Origin of the sequence: Brucella haematophila (assembly GCF_005938105.1) — a bacterium.
Classification (GTDB): domain Bacteria; phylum Pseudomonadota; class Alphaproteobacteria; order Rhizobiales; family Rhizobiaceae; genus Brucella; species Brucella haematophila.
The window spans coordinates 119,142-141,123 of the sequence record NZ_VCPE01000012.1 but is presented as its reverse complement, the minus strand read 5'-3'; the positions used below and the strand labels follow the sequence as shown (position 1 = coordinate 141,123).

Genomic DNA, 21,982 nt, shown 5'->3' with positions numbered 1-21,982 from the left:
GAGCTGCAAGCTGTCAGCGCGGCTTACTGTCTTGGTTCCTTGGGGTTGGTAAACCACCAGATTGCGACCGAAACGGCCACAAGCAGCAAAAGGCCGACCGTCAACTGCCAAAGGGGAAAGTTTGGCGCGTCACTCGCCATGAAGAATGCAGCGATAACGCCGCTTATCCAGAGAACTGCCTGCGCTAACAAACGGACCATGAAATTCCCGCCTTGATTTGGACTGCCGTATTGCCTGCCACCATATCATTTTAAACTTCGGTTGCCTTGATCGAAGTCAAAACGCGTAATTTAGCCAGCGATATACTATGAAATAGTACGCCGCTTGACCATAGCTTTATACAAACGGCTTCTGCGCCGCAGCCTTAAGCTTGCAGCGCAGCCAGCGTTTTCATGATTCCAAGCAGAGTTGGGAGAGAAAATTTACTTCTTACGGAAAGCGTCGAGGGAGACCACGTCGGCAGACGGCTTGGGCGTATCTTCGCCTTCAGCATTGTCCTTGGCGGCGGCTGCCTGCTTCTCAGCGGAAGACTTGCGCGACTTTGCCTTGGGCTTTTCCGGCTTTTCGGGCGCGGATTCCACAGGCATCATCTCGATTGGCGCGATATTGTTCTCTTCGTCATTGTCGCTGGTCGGCTGAACTGCCGCAACATCGAACTCAAGTTCGAAATTGACAGACGGATCGTAGAAGCCGCGCACAGCAGAGAACGGAATGACCAGCTTTTCGGGGATATCGCCGAAAGACAAGCCGACTTCAAAGAGCTGATCCGTAACATTCATGTCCCAGAACTGGTGCTGCAACACGATTGTCATCTGCTCGGGATACTTCTCTTTCAGGCGCGAAGAAATGCGCACGCCCGGCGCTCCGGTGAGGAACGTGATAAAGAAATGATGATTGCCCGGCAGGCCAGCCTTGGCCACCTCCGCAAGAACCTTGCGGATGACGCCACGAAGGGCTTCCTGAGCGAGAATGTCGTAACGGATCAAATCCTGTACCATGGGTTTCTTATCCCACGGATTCGCAGGCAGATGTCAAGTTCGTTCTCGCAGGAAACGATGATATATATCGCGAAAGTGCGGTGGGGCTGCCCGATCTGTCAGGGGCGAGGGGCCGCTTGCGGCGACGATTCAGTCACACCGAATGCTAGCAGGAATGTCCTCACACCATTGATAGCGCTGCGTTCGATGATGTCGTCATCGATGGCGCATCCGTGCAACGCATGCAACTGTGTGTCGGCGCTGATCAGCGCCATGAAATGCAGTGCCGCCAGATCGGGGTCGTCGAGACGCAAATGCCCGGCAAGCGCCAGGCGGGAAAGACATGCAGCAACGGCTGGTATGGCCTGAGCCGGACCCTTGGTCTTGCAGATATAGCCCGCAAAGGACAGATCGGGCGAACTGGACTGCACAAGCTTGCGCAGAAACGCGCCCGACGGATCGTAAACGCAGTTTCGACTCATGCGGATCGCGAAAGCCGTCAGGTCGTGCTCAAGATTGTCGCCGGTCTGTGGAAAAGTGGAAAGCACAGCAAACAGACTCGCATTCATGCGATCCAGCGCGTCTTCCACCACGGCGGCCAGCAAGGCTTCCTTGTCGCGGTAGTGGTTATAGATGGTCTGGCGCGAAACGCCTGCCTCATTTGCAATCAGATCGATGCTGGCACCCTGAAACCCGTCGCGCGAGAAAACACGCGCCGCAGAACACAGGATGAAATCGCGTTTCATGCACTGTCCCGGCTTCATTGCGGCAGAGCCAGCCGCGGCATTCAACCCTTTTCCAGTGGTGCTACGCTTCACCGGCGGGGCGGCCATTTCGATTATGTCAGTAGGTTTCATAAGCCCAACATAAGATGACTTGACGTTTTGGACAATGGTGTCTAATTTGACATCAATGTCAAATTCCTTTTGGCGTTTCGTCTAGACAATAGACTGTGACAGTTGTTTCAGAGGTCCGGTTTGTCCAAAGGTGGGCATATACCCCGGATTGAATCTGAAAAGCCATAGCAGTTCCATATACTTATCAGTCCTGTACCGGTTTTGCGAGCCCAGCGATCCATCCTCCCAAGCGAAGTTGGCGATCCGAAACCGGTGCGGGCACCTCACGAAACATTGATGAAAGCGCGTCTCCCATGGCTTCGAGTCTTGTGCGCAATGCGATTGTTCTTGGTCTTCTTTCCGCAGTTGGTCCGTTCGCGATCGACATGTATCTGCCTGCCTTGCCGACCATTGCCGCCGATCTCCATGCGGAGACCGGCGCGGTACAGATGAGTCTGCTTGCCTTTTTTATTGCTTTGGCGATTGCGCAGCTTTTCTGCGGTCCTTTGTCGGACATGGTCGGGCGCAAAGTCCCGCTTTACGGTGGGCTGATTCTGTTTGCCATCGGCAGTGTCGGTTCTGCGCTGGCGACCAATATCGATGTGCTGGTGCTGTTCCGCTTCCTGCAAGGGCTTGGCGCGGCGGCGGGTATGGTGATTCCGCGCGCCGTGGTGCGCGATCTGCATACCGGCGTGGAAGCAGCGCGACTCATGTCGCTGTTGATGCTGGTCTTCTCGATTTCGCCAATTCTGGCGCCGCTTACGGGCTCGGTCATCATCAGCTTCTTTGGATGGCGCGGCGTGTTCTGGGCCGTTCTGGTCGCGGCGCTTATCGGCATCCTGCTGCTTGCCACCGCCCAGCAGGAAACGCGAACGCGTGAAGCGCGGCTTGAAAGCAGCATCGGTAGCGCTCTGCGCGGCTATGGCCGTCTGCTCAAGGACCGTTATTTCCTTGGACTGGTTTTCGTCGGCGGCTTCGGCATCGCATCGTTCTTCGTCTATCTGGCCAATTCGTCCTTTGTGCTGATCGACCATTACGGCCTGACCCCGAACCAGTATGCGCTGGCTTTCTCGGCCAATGCTGTGTCGTTCTTCGGTGTTTCGCAGCTGAATGGCTTGCTTGGCGCTCGGTTTGGCCTGCGCCGTGTGATGCGCGTTGCCGTATCCGGTTTTGCCGCCGCCATGCTTGCCATGTTCGCCGCCGTTCTCATGGGGCACCATTCGCTCTGGCTGATCGCAGGCTTCCTCTTCGTCGGCTACGGCTTCCTTGGACTTGTGATTCCGACAACGGCGGTCTTGGCGCTGGAAGATTACGGCGCGATTGCCGGTACAGCTTCGGCCTTGATGGGAACGCTGCATTTCGTGATTGGCGGTTTGGCGATCGGCATTACGGGCTCGTTCTTCGACGGAACGGCTGTGCCAATGGTCGGTGGCATCGCTGGTTGTGCGCTGACCGCATTCGTGCTGACGCAGATCGTCCTCTCCCGCAAGACGAGCGACGTCGAAACGGAAGCGGCAGCAGCCTGATCCAAAGAGGGTCTAACGTGTAAGGGAAAGTGGAGGCTTCTGTTGCCAGGTGCCTCCGAACCCCGCCTTAAGGTGCTAACCCTAAGGGCTTTAGAGTGGGTTTCCCGCACCGCCATTAGGCAGCGAGAGCATAACCCTGAGCTTTGTTGTCATTTGCAACTACTCAATTGACCCGATAACGGTGGTATCATGCCGAGTAAAAGAGCGATCTTTACACCCTTGTCGATCCTATTTCGCCCCCGCCACAGCACAGACTAACGATACATCCTGTGTTCTGGTGGAGGCGCCGGGTACCGCCCCCGGGTCCAATGGGTTTATTACACCGTCCGTTTATCACCATAGCTGGCTTGCGCCAGCGAGACGTATATAGGCGTGGTCGATCCATATTGGAAGAGGGGCGGTTACATTTGTCAGGTGCAAATCTACTCCTGAATTTTCTGAAGTATGAATAAAGCGGCCCGTTTTGTTGCCGTCGGAAGAGATGAAACATCAAGGGTTTCATTTTCCGTATGCGCGCCTTTACCCCAGGGGCCTAATCCATCAATGCCCGCCTTCACATACGGCATGACATAGGAAATATCCGCGCCGCCACGGTCTTGCGGGGCTACTGCTTTGAGCGCAGGGCCGCCGAGCTCCTGCGATATGGCGCTATATTGCAATAGCAACGCATAATTGGCGTTGGTTGCGGGCATTACTGGCATAATGTCTTCAAATTTTACCTTGCTTTGTGTTCCGGGAAGCGGATGGGCGGTGATTTTCTGCAAGGACGCTTCGACTTTGTCGCGTTCGTCTTTATTCATGAAGCGCAAGTCGCCATGCGCCAGGGCGTTGCCGGGGATAATGGTTTTGCGCCCACTGGCGTTTCCGATTCCCTGCTCGGCATTCTCCGTGACCTGCTGTCCGCCGAGAAGCAGGCCAGCATTCATGGTGACATTCGGAGTGTTTTTCAGCTCTACCCTAAATGCATCGATCACGCGGGCTATTTCATAGACTGCACCAAAGCCGACATTGGGCTGGAAGAGTTGTGAGGAATGCGCGGCCTTGCCAGTCGCGGTCAGTACCCATTCTGACAGGCCGCGTCTGGCGACGACGACTTCATCGGGGGCGAGCGCGAATTCGAACCCCATCGCAATATCGCTTTCTTTGGCAGCATCGATCAGGGTTTTACGGGAGATGCTTGTGGGCCTCTCCGCCAGTTCTTCGTCGCCGGTCAGAACGATTGTAATATTTGCATAGTTCAGCGCGCCGGCATTTTTAAGCGCCTTCATGGCATAAAGAATGGTTACAAGCCCGCCCTTGTCGTCGATGACACCCGGTCCACTGGCTTGGTTTCCATCGGCTGAAAGGGTGAAGCGCTGGAACGCGCTTGCTGGCGGGAAAACCGTATCCAGATGCCCAATCACGAGAATGCGTGTTGTGGATTTTCCGGTATGTCTGGCAACCAGCGTTCCGGCGTGCTTCAGCCCTGCGGGAAGGTCGTGCCATTGAGCATCGAAGCCAAGCGCTTCAAATTCCGGTTTCAGAAGGTTTCCGACCTGCCTGACGCCCTCGGCATTGGAGGTTCCGCTATTGATGTTGACCAGCTTTTCAAGAAGTTTTAGCTGCTCAGTCTTATGGCGTTGGATATAGGTAGCAATATTCTTCTGTTCGATATCAGCCGGAATCGAATGCGCATGCGCAGGATGAAGAAAAAATTGCAATGCGGTCAGAAGTGACAAAGCTCTAAACATAATAAAACCGTTGTAAAATTGGCATTAAAATTAAAATTTCAACCAGAATAACAATATTCTTATGAATGAATTTCACAGAGAGAATATGTTAGATCGTATTTTGTCCTTTGCAGGGCAAACGAACATTGTCGTGTGTCGCGTCTCTAAAATGTCGTTGACAGCTTGCTCGCACTGGTCAATCTTGGTTGCATATATATTGGAAAGGCTGGGGTTTTCTTCCGGTCGATCGGGATTTGCAGTTGATATTGGGCGGTGTGCCCATACTGAAGGAGAGCCGATATATGAGTGAATACCTCGCAGATGTCCGTCGCTATGATGCTGCTGCCGACGAAGCTGTTGTCGAGAAGATCGTCAAGCATCTGGGCATTGCGCTTCGCAATCGCGACTCCTCGCTCGTTTCGGCGACCGATCCGGAAGAAATGAAGCGTGTGCGCGACAGCTGGGTTGGCAAGAAGCTCGGCGTCACCGACGCGGCTAAGGCTGAAGAAGTGGTGAACCACGTCGCGGAAGTCATGAAGGGTGACCGCAACAAGCACCGCGTGACCTTCTACTATCTGGTTGCCAAGCAGCTCGGCAAACTCGGCGATCTCTGAGAGCCTGTTCCAAAAGTCGCCCTGTGTGGCTGCAAATGGCAATTTGATTTTTGCATTCGCATAATCTGAACCGAAAAGTCTGCAACTTTTCGGGATTATGCGAGGCTTCCGGTGCTCACGTACCAATAGTACGCTCCGCTCCGGTACTCGAAAATCACCATTTTCGCACACACATGCCGCTTTTTGATTCAGGCACTGATCGGTGCATATTGCCTGTGGAATTCGAACCCCGGTGCCCCGCGCCGGGGTTTTTCCTTATAGTAGGGGTGAAACGAATCGATCCCGAAAACCCCACTGGGAACATCCCATGCGCACCTATCTCGATCTTCTCCAGCATGTGCTCGATAACGGCACCGATCGCGGCGACCGCACGGGAACGGGCACGCGCTCGGTTTTCGGCTATCAGATGCGCTTCAATCTGGAGGAGGGCTTTCCGGTCCTGACCACCAAGAAGCTGCATCTGCGCTCGATCATCTATGAACTGCTATGGTTCCTGAAGGGCGATACCAACATTGCCTACCTCAAGGAAAACGGCGTTTCGATCTGGGATGAATGGGCAGACGAGAAGGGCGATCTCGGCCCGGTCTATGGTTATCAGTGGCGCTCCTGGCCAGCGCCTGACGGTCGCCATATCGACCAGATCGCCAATCTCATGAAGATGCTGCATGGCAATCCGAATTCCCGCCGCCTGATCGTGTCGGCCTGGAACCCGGCGCTGGTTGATGAAATGGCCCTGCCGCCATGCCATTGCCTGTTCCAGTTTTATGTCGCGGACGGCAAGCTGTCCTGCCAACTCTATCAGCGCTCCGCGGATATTTTCCTCGGCGTACCGTTCAACATCGCTTCCTATGCGCTTTTGACCATGATGATCGCGCAGGTGGCGGGTCTCAAGCCCGGCGAATTCATCCACACGCTGGGCGATGCGCATATTTATTCCAACCATTTCGAGCAGGCTCGTCTGCAACTGACCCGCACGCCGAAAAAGCTGCCGGTCATGCGCATCAATCCGGATGTGAAGGACCTGTTTTCCTTCCGCTTCGAGGATTTTGTGCTGGAAGGCTATGAAGCCGATCCGACGATCAAGGCGCCGATTGCCGTATGAGTAATAGCGTGAGCACGGACAAGCCCGTCGTTTCGATTATCGTGGCCGCAGCCGAGAATGGCGTGATCGGACGCGACAACGACATGCCATGGCGGCTTTCGACCGATCTGAAGCGCTTCAAGGCGTTGACGCTTGGCAAGCCGGTCATCATGGGACGTCGCACCTGGGAATCGATTGGGCGGCCTTTGCCGGGGCGACCCAATATCGTCGTGACCCGTGACGCGAGTTTTAAAGCCGAGGGAGCACACATCGTCGGCTCGCTGGAAGAGGGCATTGCGCTTGGGCGCAAGCTTGCGGAAGAGCTTGGTGTTGGCGAAGTCTGTATCATCGGCGGCGGAAAGATTTATGCGCAGGCCTTGCCGCTGGCGGGCCGGGTGCATCTGACGCGTGTTCTGGCGGAAATCGACGGGGACACGCATTTCCCGGAGATTAAGCTGGATGCATGGCGTCTGGTGTCGTCGGAAGACGTGCCAGCCGGAGAAAAAGACAGCCATCCGACCCGTTATATGGTTTACGAAAAGCGTGATGCGTAAAGCATAACATAGGAATTTTATTGCGCTTCCGTTGAAAGCGCGCCTCCCGATGCCTATAAAACGGTAACATTAGTTGATGACGGGGGTTTGCGCCTTGCTTTCCCGTCTTCCGGGAGCATCTCCGTTAGAAGCGCTGACGCGTTTTTTGCCGGAGATGCGGGAAACAGAAGCTTAGAGGTGAGGATGCCCTGGAGCAATCAGAATGGCGGCGGCGGCCCATGGGGTGGCGGCGGCGGTGATAACAATAATAATAACAACAATAATAACGGCCCCTGGGGACAGGGCCCGAAGGGCCCGCGCGGCGGCGGGCAGAACACGCCACCTGATCTCGAAGATATTTTGCGCAAAGGCCAGGACCGCCTGAAGCAGGTATTCCCCGGTGGTGGCGGTCGCAGTGGCGGCAATCGCCCGATCTATCTGTTGATCGGCGCGGCCTTGCTCGGCTTCTGGGTTTTCCAGTCCGTCTATACGGTGCAGCCTGATGAGCTGGCGGTTGAACTTCGTTTCGGCAAGCCGAAGGATGAAGTTTCCGAGCCGGGCCTGCATTTCCATTGGTGGCCGATTGAAACCTATGAAAAGGCGCAGATCGTCGAAAAGCAGATCAATATCGGCGCTCAGGGTTCCCGTACGGCTACGCAGGGTCTGATGTTGACCGGCGACCAGAACATCGTGAACGTCCAGTTCTCGGTTCTCTACCGCGTTTCAGATCCGCGCGCCTATCTGTTCAACGTCGACAGCCCGGATGCGATGGTGCAACAGGTTTCCGAAAGCGCGATGCGTGAAATCGTCGGTCGCCGTCCGGCGCAGGACGTTTTCCGCGATAATCGTGCCGAGATCGCGCAGAGCGTGCGCGCTATCGTGCAGCAGACGCTGGACAGCTATCAGGCCGGTATCCAGATCAACGCCGTGTCGATCGAAGATGCGTCACCGCCGCGTGAAGTGGCCGATGCCTTTGATGAAGTGCAGCGCGCCGAACAGGACGAAGACCGTTTCATCGAGGAATCGAACCAGTATTCCAACCAGAAGCTCGGTCAGGCTCGCGGTGAAGCGGCTCAGGTTCGCGAAGAAGCAGCAGCTTACAAGAACCGCGTTGTTCAGGACGCCGAAGGTGAAGCGCAGCGTTTCAGCTCGGTTCTCGGCCAGTACGAAAAGGCGCCGGAAGTGACCCGCAACCGTCTCTTCCTCGAAACCATGGAACAGGTGCTGAAGAGCACCAAGAAAGTCATTGTGGAACCCGGAAAGGACGTCGTGCCCTATCTGCCGCTGAACGAACTGATGCGCCAGCAACCGCGCGCAGGCGCAACGGGCGCTACTCCGGGCGCTAATGTGACCACGACTCCCTCGACCGGCGGAGGTGCCCAGTAATGGCTCAGAACAGACTTCCGATCATTGCGGGTATTATCGCTATCCTCGCCTTTCTGCTCTATTCCGCGACGTTCATCGTTTCGGAGCGCCAGCAGGCAATCGTTCTTCGTTTCGGTCAGATCGTCAGTGTGAAGACCGAGCCGGGCATCTATTTCAAGCTGCCATTCGGCTTCCTTGACGCCGATACGGTGCAGATGATCGATGACCGTCTGCTGCGTTTCGATCTGGACGATATCCGCGTTCAGGTTTCGGGCGGCAAGTTCTATGATGTCGACGCGTTCCTCGTCTATCGCATCACTGATGCTCGCAAATTCCGTGAAACGGTTTCGGGCAGCACGCTCCTTGCCGAACAGCGTCTGCGCACCCGTCTGGATGCAGCGTTGCGCGGTGTCTACGGTCAGCGCGGCTTTGAAGCTGCTCTTTCGGAAGAGCGTGGCGACATGATGCGCGAAGTGCGCGATCAGCTTCGTCCCGATGCAACATCGCTTGGCCTGACCATTCAGGACGTTCGTATCCGTCGCACCGATCTGACGGCCGAAGTCTCGCAGCAGACCTATGAGCGCATGAAGGCGGAACGTCTGGCGGAAGCCGAGCGTCTGCGTGCCCGTGGCCGTGAAGCCGCCCAGCGTATTCGCGCCGTGGCTGACCGTCAGGTGGTGGAAACCATTGCCGAAGCGCGCAAGGAATCGGAAATCCTTCGCGGTGAGGGCGATGCGCAGCGCAGTGAAATCTACGCAGCCTCTGCATCGAAGGATCCGGGCTTCTTCGCCTTCTATCGTTCGATGGCCGCTTATCGCGAAGCGCTCGAAACCCCGGATACGACGCTGGTTCTCTCGCCGGATTCGGAGTTCTTCAAGTTCTTCCGTGATGCTGGCGGCAAGCTGGCAACGCCTTCCCAGTAAAGCACGGGAACAGCTCTGATGAGCGATTTTCTAGCCGCCGTAGGACTTCTCTTCGTTATCGAAGGGCTGCTCTACGGCGGCTTTCCTTTTTTCGCCAAGAAACTTGCTCGTGAAGCGAGTGAAGCGCCGGAAAGCGCATTGCGCATTGCCGGTATTGCTGCGCTGGCCATCGGCGTCGGCATCGTCTGGCTTGTCAGGGGATAAGCCCCCTTCGTTCCGTTATTTATGACCCTTCGTCTATACGGGGCCGTAAACAGGCCTTAATTTACGGTGATCTAACCTTTATGTTATTTGCGTAGATATTCAGGATCGGAGCAGAGCTTTATGGCAATCGTACCGAAGGCGGGGTTCGCTCGCACCCTATTCGCAACCGTGGCAATGGGCGCGCTGGCTGTCACCGGAACGCTAACGGTCGCAACACCGCCAGCCTTTGCTCAGGACGCTCCGGTGAAAGGTATTCAGGGGCCGGGTTCCGTTGCCGATCTCGCAGAAGGGCTGCTGGATGCGGTGGTGAATATCTCCACCTCGCAGACCGTAAAGGACGATGGCGGCGAGGGCGATGGCCCCGTGCCTATGCCGAAAGTGCCGGAAGGCTCGCCGTTCCAAGAGTACTTCAAGGATTTCTTCAACAACAAGGACGGTGAGCAGAACGACGAGTCCCGCAAGGTGCAGTCGCTTGGATCGGGTTTCGTCATCGATGCCGAAAAGGGCTTCATCGTCACCAATAATCACGTCATTGCGGATGCCGACGAGATTGAAGTCAATTTCAACGACGGCACCAAGCTGAAGGCCGATCTGGTCGGCAAGGATATCAAGACTGATCTGGCTGTCCTGAAAGTCGATCCGACCAAGCACAAGCTGAAGGCCGTGCAGTTCGGCAATTCAGAAAAGGCGCGCATTGGCGACTGGGTTCTGGCCATCGGCAACCCGTTTGGACTGGGCGGAACGGTAACCGCCGGTATCATTTCGGCGCGCAAGCGCGATATCAATTCCGGCCCCTATGATGATTTCATCCAGACGGATGCGGCCATCAATCGCGGTAACTCCGGCGGCCCGCTGTTCGATATGAACGGTCAGGTAATCGGGATCAACACGGCGATCATTTCGCCTTCGGGCGGCTCTATCGGCATCGGTTTTGCCATTCCGGCTGAAATGGCCGTTGGCGTGATTGATCAGCTGAAGGAATTCGGTGAGGTCAAGCGCGGCTGGCTCGGTGTGCGCATCCAGCCGGTGACGCAGGATATTGCCGACAGTCTTGGCCTGAAAGACCCGAAAGGTGCACTGATTGCCGGACTGATCGAGAATTCCGGTGTGGACAACACGGCGCTGAAGGCCGGTGACGTGGTCATCGGCTATGAAGGTAAGCCGGTGGATACCGCGCGCGATCTGCCACGCCTTGTTGCCGAAAGCCCGGTTGGCAAGGAAGTGGAAATCAAGGTTGTTCGCGATGGCGCGGAGCAAACCGTTAAAGTGAAGCTTGGCCGCCTTGTCGAAGACGACAAGAGCACGGATGCTGCAACCGAAGATCAGGCGCCGGTTCCGGATGGAACAGAGGGCGAAGACGGGCAGGAAGCGCCAGCCAAGCCGAAGAAAGAGCAGAAGAGCGAAGCCACCGGCCCGACCGTGCTTGGCATGAAGCTTTCCGAACTCAATGATGATGTGCGCGGTGAATTCGGCATTGCCGAAGACGTGAACGGTGTGGCCATTCTTTATGTGGCCCCAGGTTCTGCTGCAGGCGACAAGCGGGTTGAGACAGGAGATGTTATCGTCGATATCAATCAGGTCACCGTCAAGGCACCCGAGGATGTGAAGAAGCGCATCGACGCGCTGCGGCGGGAAGGGCGCAAGAACGCGCTGCTCATGCTGGCGTCGCGTTCCGGCGAGTTGCGTTTCGTGACTGTTCGGATCGACTGAGACTTCTGCAAGATGGAATTGGAGCGGCGCTGCGGATCATCCGCAGCGCCGTTTTCATTTGCGATTTGAATCAAATAGCGGCAAGTGCTGAGAATGAGATTCAGGATTGAAGCGCCAAAACGCTTCATGGAGTGGTGTGCGAGTTGGAAACTGTCGATAGTGTTGTGATAGGTGCGGGCGCAGCCGGAATGATGTGCGCCATCGAAGCGGCCAAGCGCGGACGCTCGGTGCTGGTTGTCGATCATGCCAAGTCGGCGGGTGAGAAAATCCGCATCTCCGGCGGTGGCCGGTGCAACTTCACCAATATCCATGCCAGCCCGAAGAACTATCTGTCGCGCAATCCGCATTTCTGCATCTCGGCGCTAAGCCGCTATACGCAGCGCGATTTCATCGCATTGGTCGAGCGGCATCGCATCGCCTATCATGAGAAGACGCTCGGGCAGCTTTTCTGCGACGGCTCGGCAACGCAGATCATCGATATGCTGTTGGGCGAGATGAAGCGTCACGGCGCGCGGCTGAAACTCTCCTGCGGTGTCGAGAGTATAGCCAGAATATTAGGAGAAGGGTTTGAGCTGCGGCTGACGGAAGGCGGCATCCGCACGACAGTCAGGTGCCGTTCTGTGGTCGTCGCCTGCGGTGGCAAATCCATTCCGAAAATGGGCGCAACCGGCTTCGGCTATGACCTTGCCGAACAATTCGGGTTGCGGCTGGTTGAGACGCGTCCGGCGCTGGTCCCGCTCACCTTTGAGCCGAATACGCTGGAACGTTTGAAGCCGCTGGCCGGTATCGCTGTCGATGCGGTGGTGTCATGCGGCAAGACGAGCTTTGCTGAGGCCATGCTGTTCACGCATCGCGGCATCAGTGGCCCGTCCATCTTGCAGATATCGTCCTACTGGAAAGAGGGCGACGAAATTCGCATCAGCATGTTGCCCGGAACGGACCTGTTCGAAGCCCTGCGCGCACAGCGCACGCAGAATGGCAAGCAGGCCTTGCAGACCGCGCTCGGCCTGCATCTGCCGAAGAAGCTTGCGCAGACCATCGCCGAGGAGAACGGTGCCAGTGGGCATCTCGCCGATATGTCCGACAAGCTGTTCCGCCGCGTGGACGCCGCTGTCAATGACTGGCGCATCAAGCCCGCCGGTTCGGAAGGCTATCGCACGGCGGAAGTAACGCTGGGTGGTGTCGATACGCGTGATCTCGATTCGCGCACCATGGAGGCGAAGTCTGTGCCGGGCCTTTATTTCATCGGCGAAGTGGTCGATGTTACGGGTTGGCTCGGTGGCTATAACTTCCAGTGGGCATGGTCGTCGGGCTGGTCCGCGGGTCAAGCGGTGTAGTGCTGAGCCCTGAGACAAACCGCTATTCGACGAAATCCGTTTTTCTGTAACCCTGAATGTAGAGAAGCGCAGTCAGGTCGCCATGGTCGACACGCACCTTGGCTTGCGCTGCAACCGCCGGTTTGGCATGAAGCGCCACGCCCGTGCCTGCGAGCTGGATCATGCCGAGATCGTTGGCGCCGTCGCCCACCGCGATTGCATCGTCGGGTGAAAGACCCAGACGATCAGCGATTTCTTCCAGCCGTTCCACCTTGGCTTCGCGACCGAGAATCGGCTCCGCGACAACGCCTGTCAGCCTGGCGCCATCATCCAGAAGAAGGTTGGCGCGGTCTTCGTTGAAGCCGATCATTTCGGCAATGCGGTGGGTGAAGGATGTGAAGCCACCCGAGACAAGCGCGGTATAAGCGCCGTGCTTGCGCATGGTGCGCACCAGTTCCGGTCCGCCGGGTGTGAGTGTGATGCGGGTGGCGATCACCTTGTCGATAACCTGGAGGGGCAAGCCTTTTAGGAGTGCAACGCGTTCACGCAGGGCCGGTTCAAAGGCGATTTCGCCATTCATGGCGCGGGCGGTGATTGCGGCGACATGGTCGCGCAGGCCTGCTTCTTCGGCGAGTTCGTCGATGCACTCCTGCTGGATCATGGTCGAATCCATGTCGGCAATCAGGATTTTCTTGCGGCGGCGATCCTGCTCCTGCACAACGACATCAACCGGTGCGCCGTCCAGCGCCGCGCGCAGCGCAGCGTCGGCTTCGTCGGCGCTCAGGCCGCTTGGCAGGGGGATATCGCAAGCAATACCGTCTGCAAGCCAATAAAGTCCTGTTGCATTCACTGCCGCTGAAGCTTTAATCCCGAGCGATGGAACAAGAGCGGCCTTGGCCGGGTTGGCGATCAAAGTGGCAATGAGCGAAGCGGATGCAGACATGAGGGAGCGATTCCTGCGATGAGTGAGGAGGCGATCAAGGATGCCATCCTGATAGCTGGCCCGACGGCCAGCGGCAAGTCGGCACTTGCTGTTCATATGGCAAGGGAGACCGGCGGTTTCATCGTAAACACCGATTCCATGCAGGTTTATGACGTGCTGGATCTGTTGACGGCGCGTCCGGGGGCAGATGATCTGGGTTCAGCCGAGCATCATCTATACGGCCATGTCGCGCCGTCAGTGTCTTATTCCACCGGCAAATGGTTCGCGGATGTGGCGGCGCTTCTGGCGCAGCCGGAGTTGACAGGACGGACACCGATTTTCGTCGGCGGCACTGGTCTTTATTTTCGCGCACTGCTGGGTGGTTTGTCGCAAATGCCGGAAGTATCGCCGGATGTGCGCAATCATTGGCGCGCCCGCATGGAGGCGGAAGGCGCAGAAGCGTTGCATCGGGCGCTGTCCGAGCGTGATCCGCAAATGGCCGCAACGCTTCAACCAACCGATAGCCAGCGCATCGTGCGGGCGCTGGAGGTGATCGAGAGCACCGGCAAATCCTTGAGTGAGTGGCAGCAGACCAAGGGGCGCGTGCTGGTGGATGACCAGTCGGCGCGCAAGGTTGTGCTTTTGCCAGATCGCAGCTGGCTCTCCGAGCGCATTGCGCGGCGCTTTGCCCTGATGTGGAACAATGGCGCTATCGATGAGGTGAAGGCGCTGTTGGCCTTGCAGCTTGATCCGGCGCTGCCTGCCATGAAGGCTATCGGCGTTCGGGAGATTAGCGCTTTCCTCGAAGGTACGATGAGTGAAGACGAAGCCATCGAACGATCAGTGATTGCAACGCGGCAATATGCCAAGCGCCAGTCGACCTGGTTTCGCAACCAGCTTGATAAAAGCTGGAATTTTTTAAGTAATTCTGATGAAGCACTACTTCAATTAACGACACTGAAATAACTCGCTGGCAATCTCCGAAAAGAGAGGCGGGCGCGAAATATGCGGTTTCATAAATCGGAGCGGGCATTTTTCATTCTGATTATTTTGATGTGCGGGATAGGCATATTGCTTTATCGCGTGCATGTGGACTTGGGTATGCTTGCATCGACCCCTCTCGATGCGTCCGCTGCTGAACTGGTGGCCGTTCTCGGACGGCTCAACCACGCGGCGATCTGGGTTCTGATCGCCTCCATCGTTTGCGGGCTTTTGCTGATCTATCCGCAGATACGCACCGAGGCGCTGGATCGCGGCAAATTGCAGATCATCACGCAGGATTTGTCCGAACGGTCGCAGACACTCGAACATGCCGCCCTGACCGACAGTCTGACCGGCATGCAGAACCGGCGTTATTTCGATGAAGCACTGAAGGAATATCTGGTTCAGTTCGACCGTATCCAGCGGCCAGTCGGTCTGATGATTATCGATCTGGATCACTTCAAGGCAGTCAACGACACCCATGGACACGATATTGGCGACGTGGTGTTGCAGGAAGTTGCGCGCTGCCTGCGCGATTATACCCGATATCACGATGTGGTTGCGCGTCTCGGCGGTGAGGAATTTGCCGTACTGGCTCCGAATATGGATGCGGAGCTGATGATCAAGCTCGCCAATCGTATCCGCAAGGCCATAGCGGGGCTGGAGATCGATCTTGGCGATGTGAAGCTGACGGTCACTGTCAGTATCGGGCTTGCCGTATGGGACAGGCGGGAAACGTCGAAGGACCTTTATCGCCGCGCCGACAAGATGCTCTATGCCGCCAAGAATATGGGGCGCAACCGCGTTTGCGCTTGATGCTGTGTCGGTGAGGGCCGTGTATCAGCCTTCAAAATCCTTACGGAAATTGCGCACCAGATCGCCAAGCTTTTTCATGCTTTGGGCTGTCTCGCTGTTATGAGACACGACCGGCGCTGGTCGCTCCGGTGCAAGTGGTGCTGTGGAAACGGTTTCCAGCCTGCTGATTGTCGCAGGCTTCTCCAATAGATCGCTGTCTTCGGATGGTTTTTCAGGCACGCCTGTTTGCGCATTGTTTTCGAAAGAGCGAAGCCGATCCACAATGCGGTCCAGCGCGATTTTATCATCGACCTGCCAGGATGAGGTGAGGCTTTCGGCCTTGCGGCGTCCCGGCAATTGATGCGGCGGGACCGTTTCGAAGGTCAGTCGCATTGGTGTTGAAAAAGCTTCGCCGAAGGCGATGGCTTCGCGGTTGGCAATTGACGAGAGGAAACCGGCCATGCTGCGGGCACCGCCGCGCAATGCGCCCTTGATGATTTCCTGATCGCGCTCATTGCCGAGGCGCATTGCGAAAATGGAGTTGCACTGCGAGAGAATGGTGGCATCCAGCTCGCCGGGGCGCTGGCTGATCACGCCAAGATAGGAGCCATATTTACGCCCTTCCTTGGCGATGCGGGCGATAGCCTGTCGTGTCGGCCAGAAACCGGCATCCTTATCGGCGGGAATATAACGGTGTGCTTCCTCGCAGATGACGAGGGTTTGCAGGCTGCCTTCGCTCGACATGGCTATGTCGAAGGAGAGGCGGCACAGAACCGAAGCAACCGCATTGACCACCTCGGATGGCAGGCCTGCGAGCTGGAAGGTGCAGATCGGCTTGCCATTATGCGGAATGCGGAAAATGCGGGCGATGGCCTGACGCATGGTTTCCGGGCCGCCGGTGACGGCAAACATGAAGCGGAAGCGCGGATCGCTGGCAATGGATTCCAGCCGTGCTTTCAGGTTGCGCAGATAGGGGCGCTCGGCCTTGCTGTCGAGAAGGCCGATCCTGTCTTCGATTAGGGTCAGGAGATCGCGCAGGCGATAGGCAATCGGCGTATCGACGCTGACCGTCCTGTCCGATAATTTGCGCCGCAAGGTCTGGCGACCGCCGGTTTCGCTATCATTCGTCTTTTCGCGGGCAAGCTGCACAAGGTCGCGCAATATGTCGTATTCGGTCGGTTCGGGGGGGCGCCCGCGAAAGATGACATCTGCAAACTCGTCCAGCCGCAGCATCCAGAACGGCAATTCGATATTGGTCTGGTCGACGGCGATGGCGAGATCGGGAAACGCGCCCGCAAATTCATTGTGCGGATCAAGGATCAGGATGCGCAGATCAGGCCGCTGCAAGACGATGCGGCGCAGCAGCAGCATGACCGCGCTGGATTTGCCCACGCCCGTGGTGCCGACAACGGCGAAATGGCGTGAGATGAGGTCTTCCACCGAAACATAGGCGGGAACGGAAGTGTCCTGGGTCAGCGCGCCGATGGGAACGCTCGTCTGCCCCATCTGGGCATAGACCGCGGACAGGTCAGTAGCGCGGATGCGGTGGGCGATAGCGCCGGGATAGGGATATCTGGAAATGCCGCCGCTAAACGACATAACACCATCCGGTTCGCCGCGGACCTCTCCAAGAAATTCGACATGGACGTGCACGATGTTGTCGCCGCCGCGTGTCCAGGCATTGTCGGGCACGGTGACATTATGGACGAGGCCGACCAGACGGTTGCCGCCGGACTGTATCGAGATGAGCTGGCCAACGGTCCAGTAGTCGTCGGATGCCGTGGAAGAGGGGCCGGACAGAGCCGCGATGATTGCGCGCTCACCGTCGCATTGGATGACGTGACCTTCCGTGCGGTTGCGCTGTACAAAGCCGCGGTCTTTCATCTCGGCATTGCCGTCAATATCCCCGCCCATGTTCATTTCGCTAACTTTCAAAAGAGTAATGAGCGAAACTAGCAAATCCGGGTTGAAATAAAGTTATCGAAAGGGTGGGGTGAATCTTAAGAAAATATCGCAGGGCCTGTATTTATGCGTTGACGGCTCGTTTTCAGGCGATTAGTGTCCCGCCCCATGAACACGTTTATTATTCTTGTGGTACGGGCGCGCATGGGCAGGATGGTGTAACCATCCGGCGAAAGCTCCCATGCGCGAAAGACAGGCTCCCTCGGGGGCCTTTTTTATTATCCAAAAAAGCCCGATGCGGCTAAATCCAACACCGAAATATCGACTAGACGGGAAGAGAACGATGACTGCAGGTAAACAAGAGGCGGAAGCAACCGCCGCAGGATCACAGGAAACAAGCCATCCGCGCGAGATGACCGGCGCGGAAATGGTTATCCAGGCCATGATCGATCAGGGCGTGGAAAGCATTTTCGGCTATCCGGGCGGCGCAGTGCTTCCGATCTATGACGAACTGTTCCAGCAGGACAAGATTCAGCACATTCTCGTGCGTCACGAGCAGGGCGCAGGCCATGCTGCCGAAGGCTATGCTCGCTCCACCGGCAAGGTCGGTGTGTTGCTTGTGACGTCCGGTCCCGGTGCAACCAATGCGGTTACGCCGCTTCAGGATGCACTGATGGATTCCATCCCGCTCGTCTGCATTTCCGGTCAGGTCCCAACCTCTCTGATCGGCTCCGATGCTTTTCAGGAGGCCGATACTGTTGGCATCACGCGTCCCTGCACCAAGCACAACTGGCTGGTGAAGGACGTCAACGACCTGTCGCGCGTTCTGCATGAAGCCTTCCATGTCGCATCCACGGGTCGTCCCGGCCCGGTTCTGGTCGATATTCCGAAGGATATCCAGTTTGCCAAGGGCATCTATACGCCGCCACAGACCACGCCGCGCACCACGTACCGTCCGGTTCTCGACGGCAATGCGCAGGCGATCGCCGACGCTGTTCGTTTGCTCGCCACGGCCAAGAAGCCCGTCATCTATTCCGGCGGTGGCGTGATCAATTCCGGCCCGGCAGCTTCCCGTCTGCTGCGCGAGCTGGTTGAACTCGGCAACTTCCCGATCACCTCTACCCTGATGGGTCTCGGCGCTTATCCCGCTTCCGGCAAGAACTGGCTCGGCATGCTGGGCATGCACGGCACCTACGAAGCCAATATGACCATGCATGATTGCGACGTCATGCTGTGTGTCGGCGCGCGCTTCGATGACCGCATTACCGGTCGCCTCAATGCCTTCTCGCCGAATTCGAAGAAGATTCACATCGATATCGATCCGTCATCGATCAACAAGAATGTCCGCGTGGATGTGCCGATCATCGGCGATGTCGCGCATGTTCTGGAAGATATTGTTCGCCAGTTCCGCGCTTCCGACAAGAAGCCGGAAAAGAAGACCATCGCGGCATGGTGGGAGCAGATCGACCGTTGGCGCGCCCGCAATTCGCTGGCCTATACGCCGAACAAAGACGTCATCATGCCGCAATATGCCATTGAGCGGCTGTATGAACTGACCAAGGATCGCAAGACCTACATCACCACTGAAGTTGGCCAGCACCAGATGTGGGCTGCGCAGTTCTACGGTTTTGAAGAACCGAACCGTTGGCTGACCTCGGGCGGTCTGGGCACCATGGGCTACGGCCTGCCTGCCGCGCTCGGCGTGCAGATCGCGCATCCCGATGCGCTGGTTATCGACATTGCCGGTGACGCATCGATCCAGATGTGCATTCAGGAAATGTCGGCGGCCATCCAGCACAATGCGCCGATCAAGATCTTCATCCTGAACAACCAGTATATGGGCATGGTCCGCCAGTGGCAGCAATTGTTGCATGGCAATCGTCTGTCGCATTCCTATACGGAAGCGATGCCGGATTTCGTCAAGCTGGCGGAAGCCTATGGCGCGCATGGCATCCGTTGCGAAAAGCCGGGCGATCTTGATGCCGCCATTCAGGAAATGATCGATATCGACAAGCCGGTCATCTTCGACTGCCGCGTTGCCAATCTGGCGAACTGCTTCCCGATGATCCCGTCCGGCAAGGCGCATAACGAAATGCTGTTGCCTGACGAAGCTACGGACGAAGCCGTTGCCAATGCCATCGACGCCAAGGGCCGCGCGCTCGTCTGATCCGGAGGATATAATTATGAATGCACAAAACCTAGCTTCCGGATCGGCCTACTTCATCGCAGCCGAAACCCAGACCCCGGAAACCCACACGCTTGCCGTCCTCGTCGACAACGAGCCGGGTGTCCTTGCCCGTGTGATCGGACTTTTTTCCGGTCGCGGCTACAACATCGAAAGCCTGACGGTTTCGGAAACCGAGCACGAGAAGCATCTGTCGCGTATCACAATCGTGACGCGTGGTACGCCGCATGTGCTTGACCAGATCCGTCACCAGCTGGCGCGCATCGTTCCGGTTCACCGCGTGGTGGATCTGAGCCACCGTGCGAGCGAACTTGGGCATGATCGTCCGATCGAGCGCGAACTGGCGCTGGTCAAGGTGGCTGGCAAGGGTGAAGCCCGTGCCGAAACCCTGCGTCTTGCCGATGCGTTCAAGGCTAAGGTGGTCGACGCGACGACGGATCACTTCATTCTGGAGATCACCGGCAAGACCGCGAAGATCGACCAGTTCATCTCGATCATGAAGCCGCTCGGCCTCGTCGAAATCTGCCGCACTGGCGTGGCGGCGATGAACCGCGGTCCTGAAGGCATGTAATACAGCTTCTCTGCCAAGGGCAGAGGGTCGATACAATAAGGCTCAAAACCGGCACAATGTTTCGATTGTGCCGGTTTTTTATTGAGCTAATTTGTGCGGGTAAATCGGGTTCATCACATGTCTGTCGAAATATTTCTGGCGCTGATCGCCTTCGCTTTCGTTTCTTCCATAACGCCGGGTCCGAACAATCTGATGCTTCTGGCTTCGGGTGTGAATTTCGGTTTTCGCCGCACGATCCCCCATATGCTGGGTATTGGCGTCGGCTTTTTCGGCCTGCTTCTGGCGGTGGGCTTCGGATTGGGTGTGATGCTTGAAACCGTGCCAGCCTTCTATACAAGTCTGAAATTCGCTGGCGGCGCTTATATGCTCTATCTCGCATGGAAAATCGCGACATCGCGTTCCATCGGCGAGGCCAAGGGTAATGGTGACGGCAAGCCGATGACGTTCATGCAGGCGGCAGCCTTTCAGTGGGTCAATCCCAAGGCGTGGGTGATGGCTGTCACCGGCATCGCCACCTATGCAACGCATGACAATTACTATCTCGCGGTGTCGCTGGTGAGTGTCGCTTTCGCGCTGGTCAATCTCCCGAGCGTGTCGGTCTGGGCAGGCTTTGGCATGTTGCTGCGCAACTGGCTGGACGACCCTGTGCGTCTCAAATGGTTCAACATGGCTATGGCCTTGCTGCTTATCGCAAGCCTTTGGCCGATGTTGCGTTAGAGCGAATATCTGATTGAATCAGATCTTCGCTCTAAGCCTTTGTTCTAACGCGCATCTTTTCCGAAAACCGTTTCACACTTTTCGGGATGCGCTCTAATTCAATCAGGAGCATGAGCATGTCGGCACTTCCCACCTATGACGATGTTGCATCCGCAGCGAGCCAGATCGAAGGTCACGCGTTTCATACGCCGGTTCTGACTTCCATGGCGCTGAATGACGAGACCGGCGCAGAATTCTTTTTCAAGGTGGAAAGCCTGCAGCGGATCGGCGCGTTCAAGTTTCGCGGTGCGTTCAACGCCCTGTCGCGTTTCAGCGACGAGCAGAAGAAGCGTGGCGTGATCGCGTTTTCGTCGGGCAACCATGCGCAGGCCGTTGCTCTGTCGGCAAAGCTACTTGGTATCTCCGCCACCATATTGATGCCGGAAGATGCGCCGCAGTCAAAGCTCGAAGCGACGCGCGGCTATGGTGCGAATGTCATCACGTTCAACCGCTATAAGGATGATCGCGATGCCCTGACGAACCGTCTGGCGGAGGAGGGTGGTCTGACCCTGATCCCGCCCTATAACCACCCGCATATCATTGCAGGACAAGGCACGGCGACCAAGGAACTGATCGAGGAAGTGGGGCCGCTCGACGCGCTGTTCGTTTGTGTCGGCGGTGGCGGATTGATTGCCGGATCGGCTCTGGCCGCCAAAGCGCTTTCGCCCGATTGCGCGGTTTATGGTGTTGAGCCGGAAGCAGGTAACGACGTCCAACAGTCGCTGCGTGCGGGCGAGATTGTGCGCATCGACACGCCGCAGACGTTGGCCGATGGCGCGCAGACGCAAGCCCCTGGCGATCTGACCTTTGCCATTATCCGCGAAAAGGTGACGGATGTGCTGACGGTCAGCGATCAGGCGCTCGTTGATGGCATGAAGTTCTTTGCTCGACAAATGAAGCTGGTGGTCGAGCCGACCGGCTGTCTGGCCTTCGCCGGTGCCCGCCAGATTGCGGATCAATTGCGCGGAAAGCGCGTGGGCGTGATCATCAGTGGTGGCAATGTCGACCTCTCCCGCTATACGGCCCTCCTGAATACGGCTGTTTGATCACGGTTTGATCTTGTTTTCGGGTCGCGA

21 protein-coding genes and 1 other RNA gene are annotated in these 21,982 nt (G+C 57.0%); 15 read left to right on the top strand and 7 right to left on the bottom strand.

What is annotated here, in order from left to right; all coding sequences use genetic code 11:
* Positions 1-23: 23 nt before the first annotated feature.
* The 3 genes from FGI60_RS26320 to FGI60_RS17910 form a co-directional block, all read right to left on the bottom strand.
* Positions 24-200, bottom strand: coding sequence for a hypothetical protein (locus tag FGI60_RS26320; RefSeq protein ID WP_171058798.1), 177 nt, complete (start codon positions 198-200; stop codon positions 24-26).
* Between the two features lie 222 nt (positions 201-422).
* Positions 423-998, bottom strand: coding sequence for an SspB family protein (locus FGI60_RS17915; protein WP_078339387.1), 576 nt, complete (start codon positions 996-998; stop codon positions 423-425).
* 98 nt (positions 999-1,096) lie between these two features.
* Entirely contained in the window at positions 1,097-1,834 is a 738-nt protein-coding gene (locus FGI60_RS17910; protein WP_138786355.1) for a TetR/AcrR family transcriptional regulator, read from the bottom strand.
* A 293-nt stretch (positions 1,835-2,127) separates the two neighbouring features.
* Here FGI60_RS17910 and FGI60_RS17905 point away from each other — a divergent pair, with 293 nt between their 5' ends.
* The gene (locus FGI60_RS17905) at positions 2,128-3,339 is read left to right on the top strand and encodes a multidrug effflux MFS transporter (RefSeq protein WP_138786354.1); all 1,212 of its coding nucleotides are present in this window, start codon (positions 2,128-2,130) and stop codon (positions 3,337-3,339) included.
* Between the two features lie 28 nt (positions 3,340-3,367).
* Here FGI60_RS17905 and ssrA read toward each other — a convergent pair.
* Both ssrA and FGI60_RS17895 read right to left on the bottom strand, forming a co-directional pair.
* Positions 3,368-3,735, bottom strand: a transfer-messenger RNA (tmRNA) gene (gene ssrA, locus FGI60_RS17900).
* 26 nt (positions 3,736-3,761) lie between these two features.
* Complete coding sequence (locus tag FGI60_RS17895; RefSeq protein WP_138786353.1) at positions 3,762-5,069, bottom strand: M20 family metallopeptidase; 1,308 nt, start codon at positions 5,067-5,069, stop codon at positions 3,762-3,764.
* Between the two features lie 281 nt (positions 5,070-5,350).
* Between FGI60_RS17895 and FGI60_RS17890 the strand changes: the two genes are divergently transcribed.
* The 8 genes from FGI60_RS17890 (at position 5,351) to FGI60_RS17855 (ending at position 12,815) form a co-directional block, all read left to right on the top strand.
* Entirely contained in the window at positions 5,351-5,662 is a 312-nt protein-coding gene (locus FGI60_RS17890; RefSeq protein WP_078339383.1) for a DUF2853 family protein, read from the top strand.
* Between the two features lie 307 nt (positions 5,663-5,969).
* A complete protein-coding gene (locus FGI60_RS17885; protein WP_138786352.1) occupies positions 5,970-6,764 on the top strand; it encodes a thymidylate synthase in 795 nt (264 codons plus the stop codon).
* Between the two features lie 83 nt (positions 6,765-6,847).
* Positions 6,848-7,297 carry a dihydrofolate reductase gene (locus tag FGI60_RS17880; protein ID WP_374843805.1) on the top strand — a complete coding sequence of 150 codons (450 nt, stop codon included), beginning with the start codon at positions 6,848-6,850 and terminating at the stop codon, positions 7,295-7,297.
* Positions 7,298-7,480: 183 nt separating this feature from the next.
* Positions 7,481-8,662: an FtsH protease activity modulator HflK gene (gene hflK, locus FGI60_RS17875; RefSeq protein ID WP_235889853.1), complete on the top strand. Its 1,182-nt coding sequence runs from the start codon at positions 7,481-7,483 to the stop codon at positions 8,660-8,662.
* Positions 8,662-9,564, top strand: a complete 903-nt coding sequence (hflC, locus tag FGI60_RS17870; RefSeq protein WP_078339380.1) for a protease modulator HflC — start codon at positions 8,662-8,664, stop codon at positions 9,562-9,564. Before hflK ends, hflC begins: the two co-directional genes overlap by 1 nt.
* An 18-nt stretch (positions 9,565-9,582) precedes the next feature.
* Positions 9,583-9,768, top strand: coding sequence for a DUF2065 domain-containing protein (locus FGI60_RS17865; RefSeq protein WP_078339379.1), 186 nt, complete (start codon positions 9,583-9,585; stop codon positions 9,766-9,768).
* Positions 9,769-9,888: 120 nt separating this feature from the next.
* Positions 9,889-11,478, top strand: coding sequence for a DegQ family serine endoprotease (locus FGI60_RS17860; protein WP_138786350.1), 1,590 nt, complete (start codon positions 9,889-9,891; stop codon positions 11,476-11,478).
* 143 nt (positions 11,479-11,621) lie between these two features.
* Positions 11,622-12,815 (top strand): BaiN/RdsA family NAD(P)/FAD-dependent oxidoreductase, encoded by a 1,194-nt coding sequence (locus FGI60_RS17855; protein WP_138786349.1) that lies wholly within the window; start codon positions 11,622-11,624, stop codon positions 12,813-12,815.
* A gap of 22 nt (positions 12,816-12,837) precedes the next feature.
* On the opposite strand, the gene serB is transcribed toward FGI60_RS17855, so the two are convergent.
* Entirely contained in the window at positions 12,838-13,737 is a 900-nt protein-coding gene (gene serB / locus FGI60_RS17850; protein WP_138786348.1) for a phosphoserine phosphatase SerB, read from the bottom strand.
* Between the two features lie 18 nt (positions 13,738-13,755).
* Here serB and miaA point away from each other — a divergent pair, with 18 nt between their 5' ends.
* Together miaA and FGI60_RS17840 are read left to right on the top strand one after the other, a co-directional pair.
* Positions 13,756-14,682, top strand: coding sequence for a tRNA (adenosine(37)-N6)-dimethylallyltransferase MiaA (gene miaA, locus FGI60_RS17845; RefSeq protein ID WP_138786347.1), 927 nt, complete (start codon positions 13,756-13,758; stop codon positions 14,680-14,682).
* 39 nt (positions 14,683-14,721) lie between these two features.
* Entirely contained in the window at positions 14,722-15,513 is a 792-nt protein-coding gene (locus FGI60_RS17840; protein WP_138786346.1) for a GGDEF domain-containing protein, read from the top strand.
* A 24-nt stretch (positions 15,514-15,537) separates the two neighbouring features.
* Here FGI60_RS17840 and FGI60_RS17835 read toward each other — a convergent pair whose 3' ends face one another.
* Complete coding sequence (locus tag FGI60_RS17835) at positions 15,538-17,406, bottom strand: ATP-binding protein (RefSeq protein ID WP_138786345.1); 1,869 nt, start codon at positions 17,404-17,406, stop codon at positions 15,538-15,540.
* A 331-nt stretch (positions 17,407-17,737) separates the two neighbouring features.
* Between FGI60_RS17835 and FGI60_RS17825 the strand changes: the two genes are divergently transcribed.
* From FGI60_RS17825 to FGI60_RS17810, 4 genes are all read left to right on the top strand, one after another.
* Positions 17,738-19,561, top strand: a complete 1,824-nt coding sequence (locus tag FGI60_RS17825) for an acetolactate synthase 3 large subunit (protein ID WP_138786344.1) — start codon at positions 17,738-17,740, stop codon at positions 19,559-19,561.
* 16 nt (positions 19,562-19,577) lie between these two features.
* The gene (ilvN, locus tag FGI60_RS17820) at positions 19,578-20,150 is read left to right on the top strand and encodes an acetolactate synthase small subunit (RefSeq protein ID WP_078339370.1); all 573 of its coding nucleotides are present in this window, start codon (positions 19,578-19,580) and stop codon (positions 20,148-20,150) included.
* A 117-nt stretch (positions 20,151-20,267) separates the two neighbouring features.
* On the top strand, positions 20,268-20,867 hold the full coding sequence (locus FGI60_RS17815; protein ID WP_138786343.1) for a LysE family translocator: 600 nt from the start codon (positions 20,268-20,270) through the stop codon (positions 20,865-20,867).
* 116 nt (positions 20,868-20,983) lie between these two features.
* Entirely contained in the window at positions 20,984-21,952 is a 969-nt protein-coding gene (locus FGI60_RS17810) for a threo-3-hydroxy-L-aspartate ammonia-lyase (RefSeq protein WP_138786342.1), read from the top strand.
* The last annotated feature ends 30 nt before the right edge of the window (positions 21,953-21,982 follow it).

What these genes read in the sequence shown, in the direction of transcription:
- FGI60_RS26320 (WP_171058798.1), bottom strand. Translation starts at nt 200, where the DNA reads ATGGTCCGTTTGTTAGCGCAGGCAGTTCTCTGGATAAGCGGCGTTATC.
- FGI60_RS17915 (WP_078339387.1), bottom strand. Translation starts at nt 998, where the DNA reads ATGGTACAGGATTTGATCCGTTACGACATTCTCGCTCAGGAAGCCCTT.
- FGI60_RS17910 (WP_138786355.1), bottom strand. Translation starts at nt 1,834, where the DNA reads ATGAAACCTACTGACATAATCGAAATGGCCGCCCCGCCGGTGAAGCGT.
- FGI60_RS17905 (WP_138786354.1), top strand. Translation starts at nt 2,128, where the DNA reads ATGGCTTCGAGTCTTGTGCGCAATGCGATTGTTCTTGGTCTTCTTTCC.
- FGI60_RS17895 (WP_138786353.1), bottom strand. Translation starts at nt 5,069, where the DNA reads ATGTTTAGAGCTTTGTCACTTCTGACCGCATTGCAATTTTTTCTTCAT.
- FGI60_RS17890 (WP_078339383.1), top strand. Translation starts at nt 5,351, where the DNA reads ATGAGTGAATACCTCGCAGATGTCCGTCGCTATGATGCTGCTGCCGAC.
- FGI60_RS17885 (WP_138786352.1), top strand. Translation starts at nt 5,970, where the DNA reads ATGCGCACCTATCTCGATCTTCTCCAGCATGTGCTCGATAACGGCACC.
- FGI60_RS17880 (WP_374843805.1), top strand. Translation starts at nt 6,848, where the DNA reads ATGCCATGGCGGCTTTCGACCGATCTGAAGCGCTTCAAGGCGTTGACG.
- hflK (WP_235889853.1), top strand. Translation starts at nt 7,481, where the DNA reads ATGCCCTGGAGCAATCAGAATGGCGGCGGCGGCCCATGGGGTGGCGGC.
- hflC (WP_078339380.1), top strand. Translation starts at nt 8,662, where the DNA reads ATGGCTCAGAACAGACTTCCGATCATTGCGGGTATTATCGCTATCCTC.
- FGI60_RS17865 (WP_078339379.1), top strand. Translation starts at nt 9,583, where the DNA reads ATGAGCGATTTTCTAGCCGCCGTAGGACTTCTCTTCGTTATCGAAGGG.
- FGI60_RS17860 (WP_138786350.1), top strand. Translation starts at nt 9,889, where the DNA reads ATGGCAATCGTACCGAAGGCGGGGTTCGCTCGCACCCTATTCGCAACC.
- serB (WP_138786348.1), bottom strand. Translation starts at nt 13,737, where the DNA reads ATGTCTGCATCCGCTTCGCTCATTGCCACTTTGATCGCCAACCCGGCC.
- miaA (WP_138786347.1), top strand. Translation starts at nt 13,756, where the DNA reads ATGAGTGAGGAGGCGATCAAGGATGCCATCCTGATAGCTGGCCCGACG.
- FGI60_RS17840 (WP_138786346.1), top strand. Translation starts at nt 14,722, where the DNA reads ATGCGGTTTCATAAATCGGAGCGGGCATTTTTCATTCTGATTATTTTG.
- FGI60_RS17835 (WP_138786345.1), bottom strand. Translation starts at nt 17,406, where the DNA reads ATGGGCGGGGATATTGACGGCAATGCCGAGATGAAAGACCGCGGCTTT.
- FGI60_RS17825 (WP_138786344.1), top strand. Translation starts at nt 17,738, where the DNA reads ATGACTGCAGGTAAACAAGAGGCGGAAGCAACCGCCGCAGGATCACAG.
- ilvN (WP_078339370.1), top strand. Translation starts at nt 19,578, where the DNA reads ATGAATGCACAAAACCTAGCTTCCGGATCGGCCTACTTCATCGCAGCC.
- FGI60_RS17815 (WP_138786343.1), top strand. Translation starts at nt 20,268, where the DNA reads ATGTCTGTCGAAATATTTCTGGCGCTGATCGCCTTCGCTTTCGTTTCT.
- FGI60_RS17810 (WP_138786342.1), top strand. Translation starts at nt 20,984, where the DNA reads ATGTCGGCACTTCCCACCTATGACGATGTTGCATCCGCAGCGAGCCAG.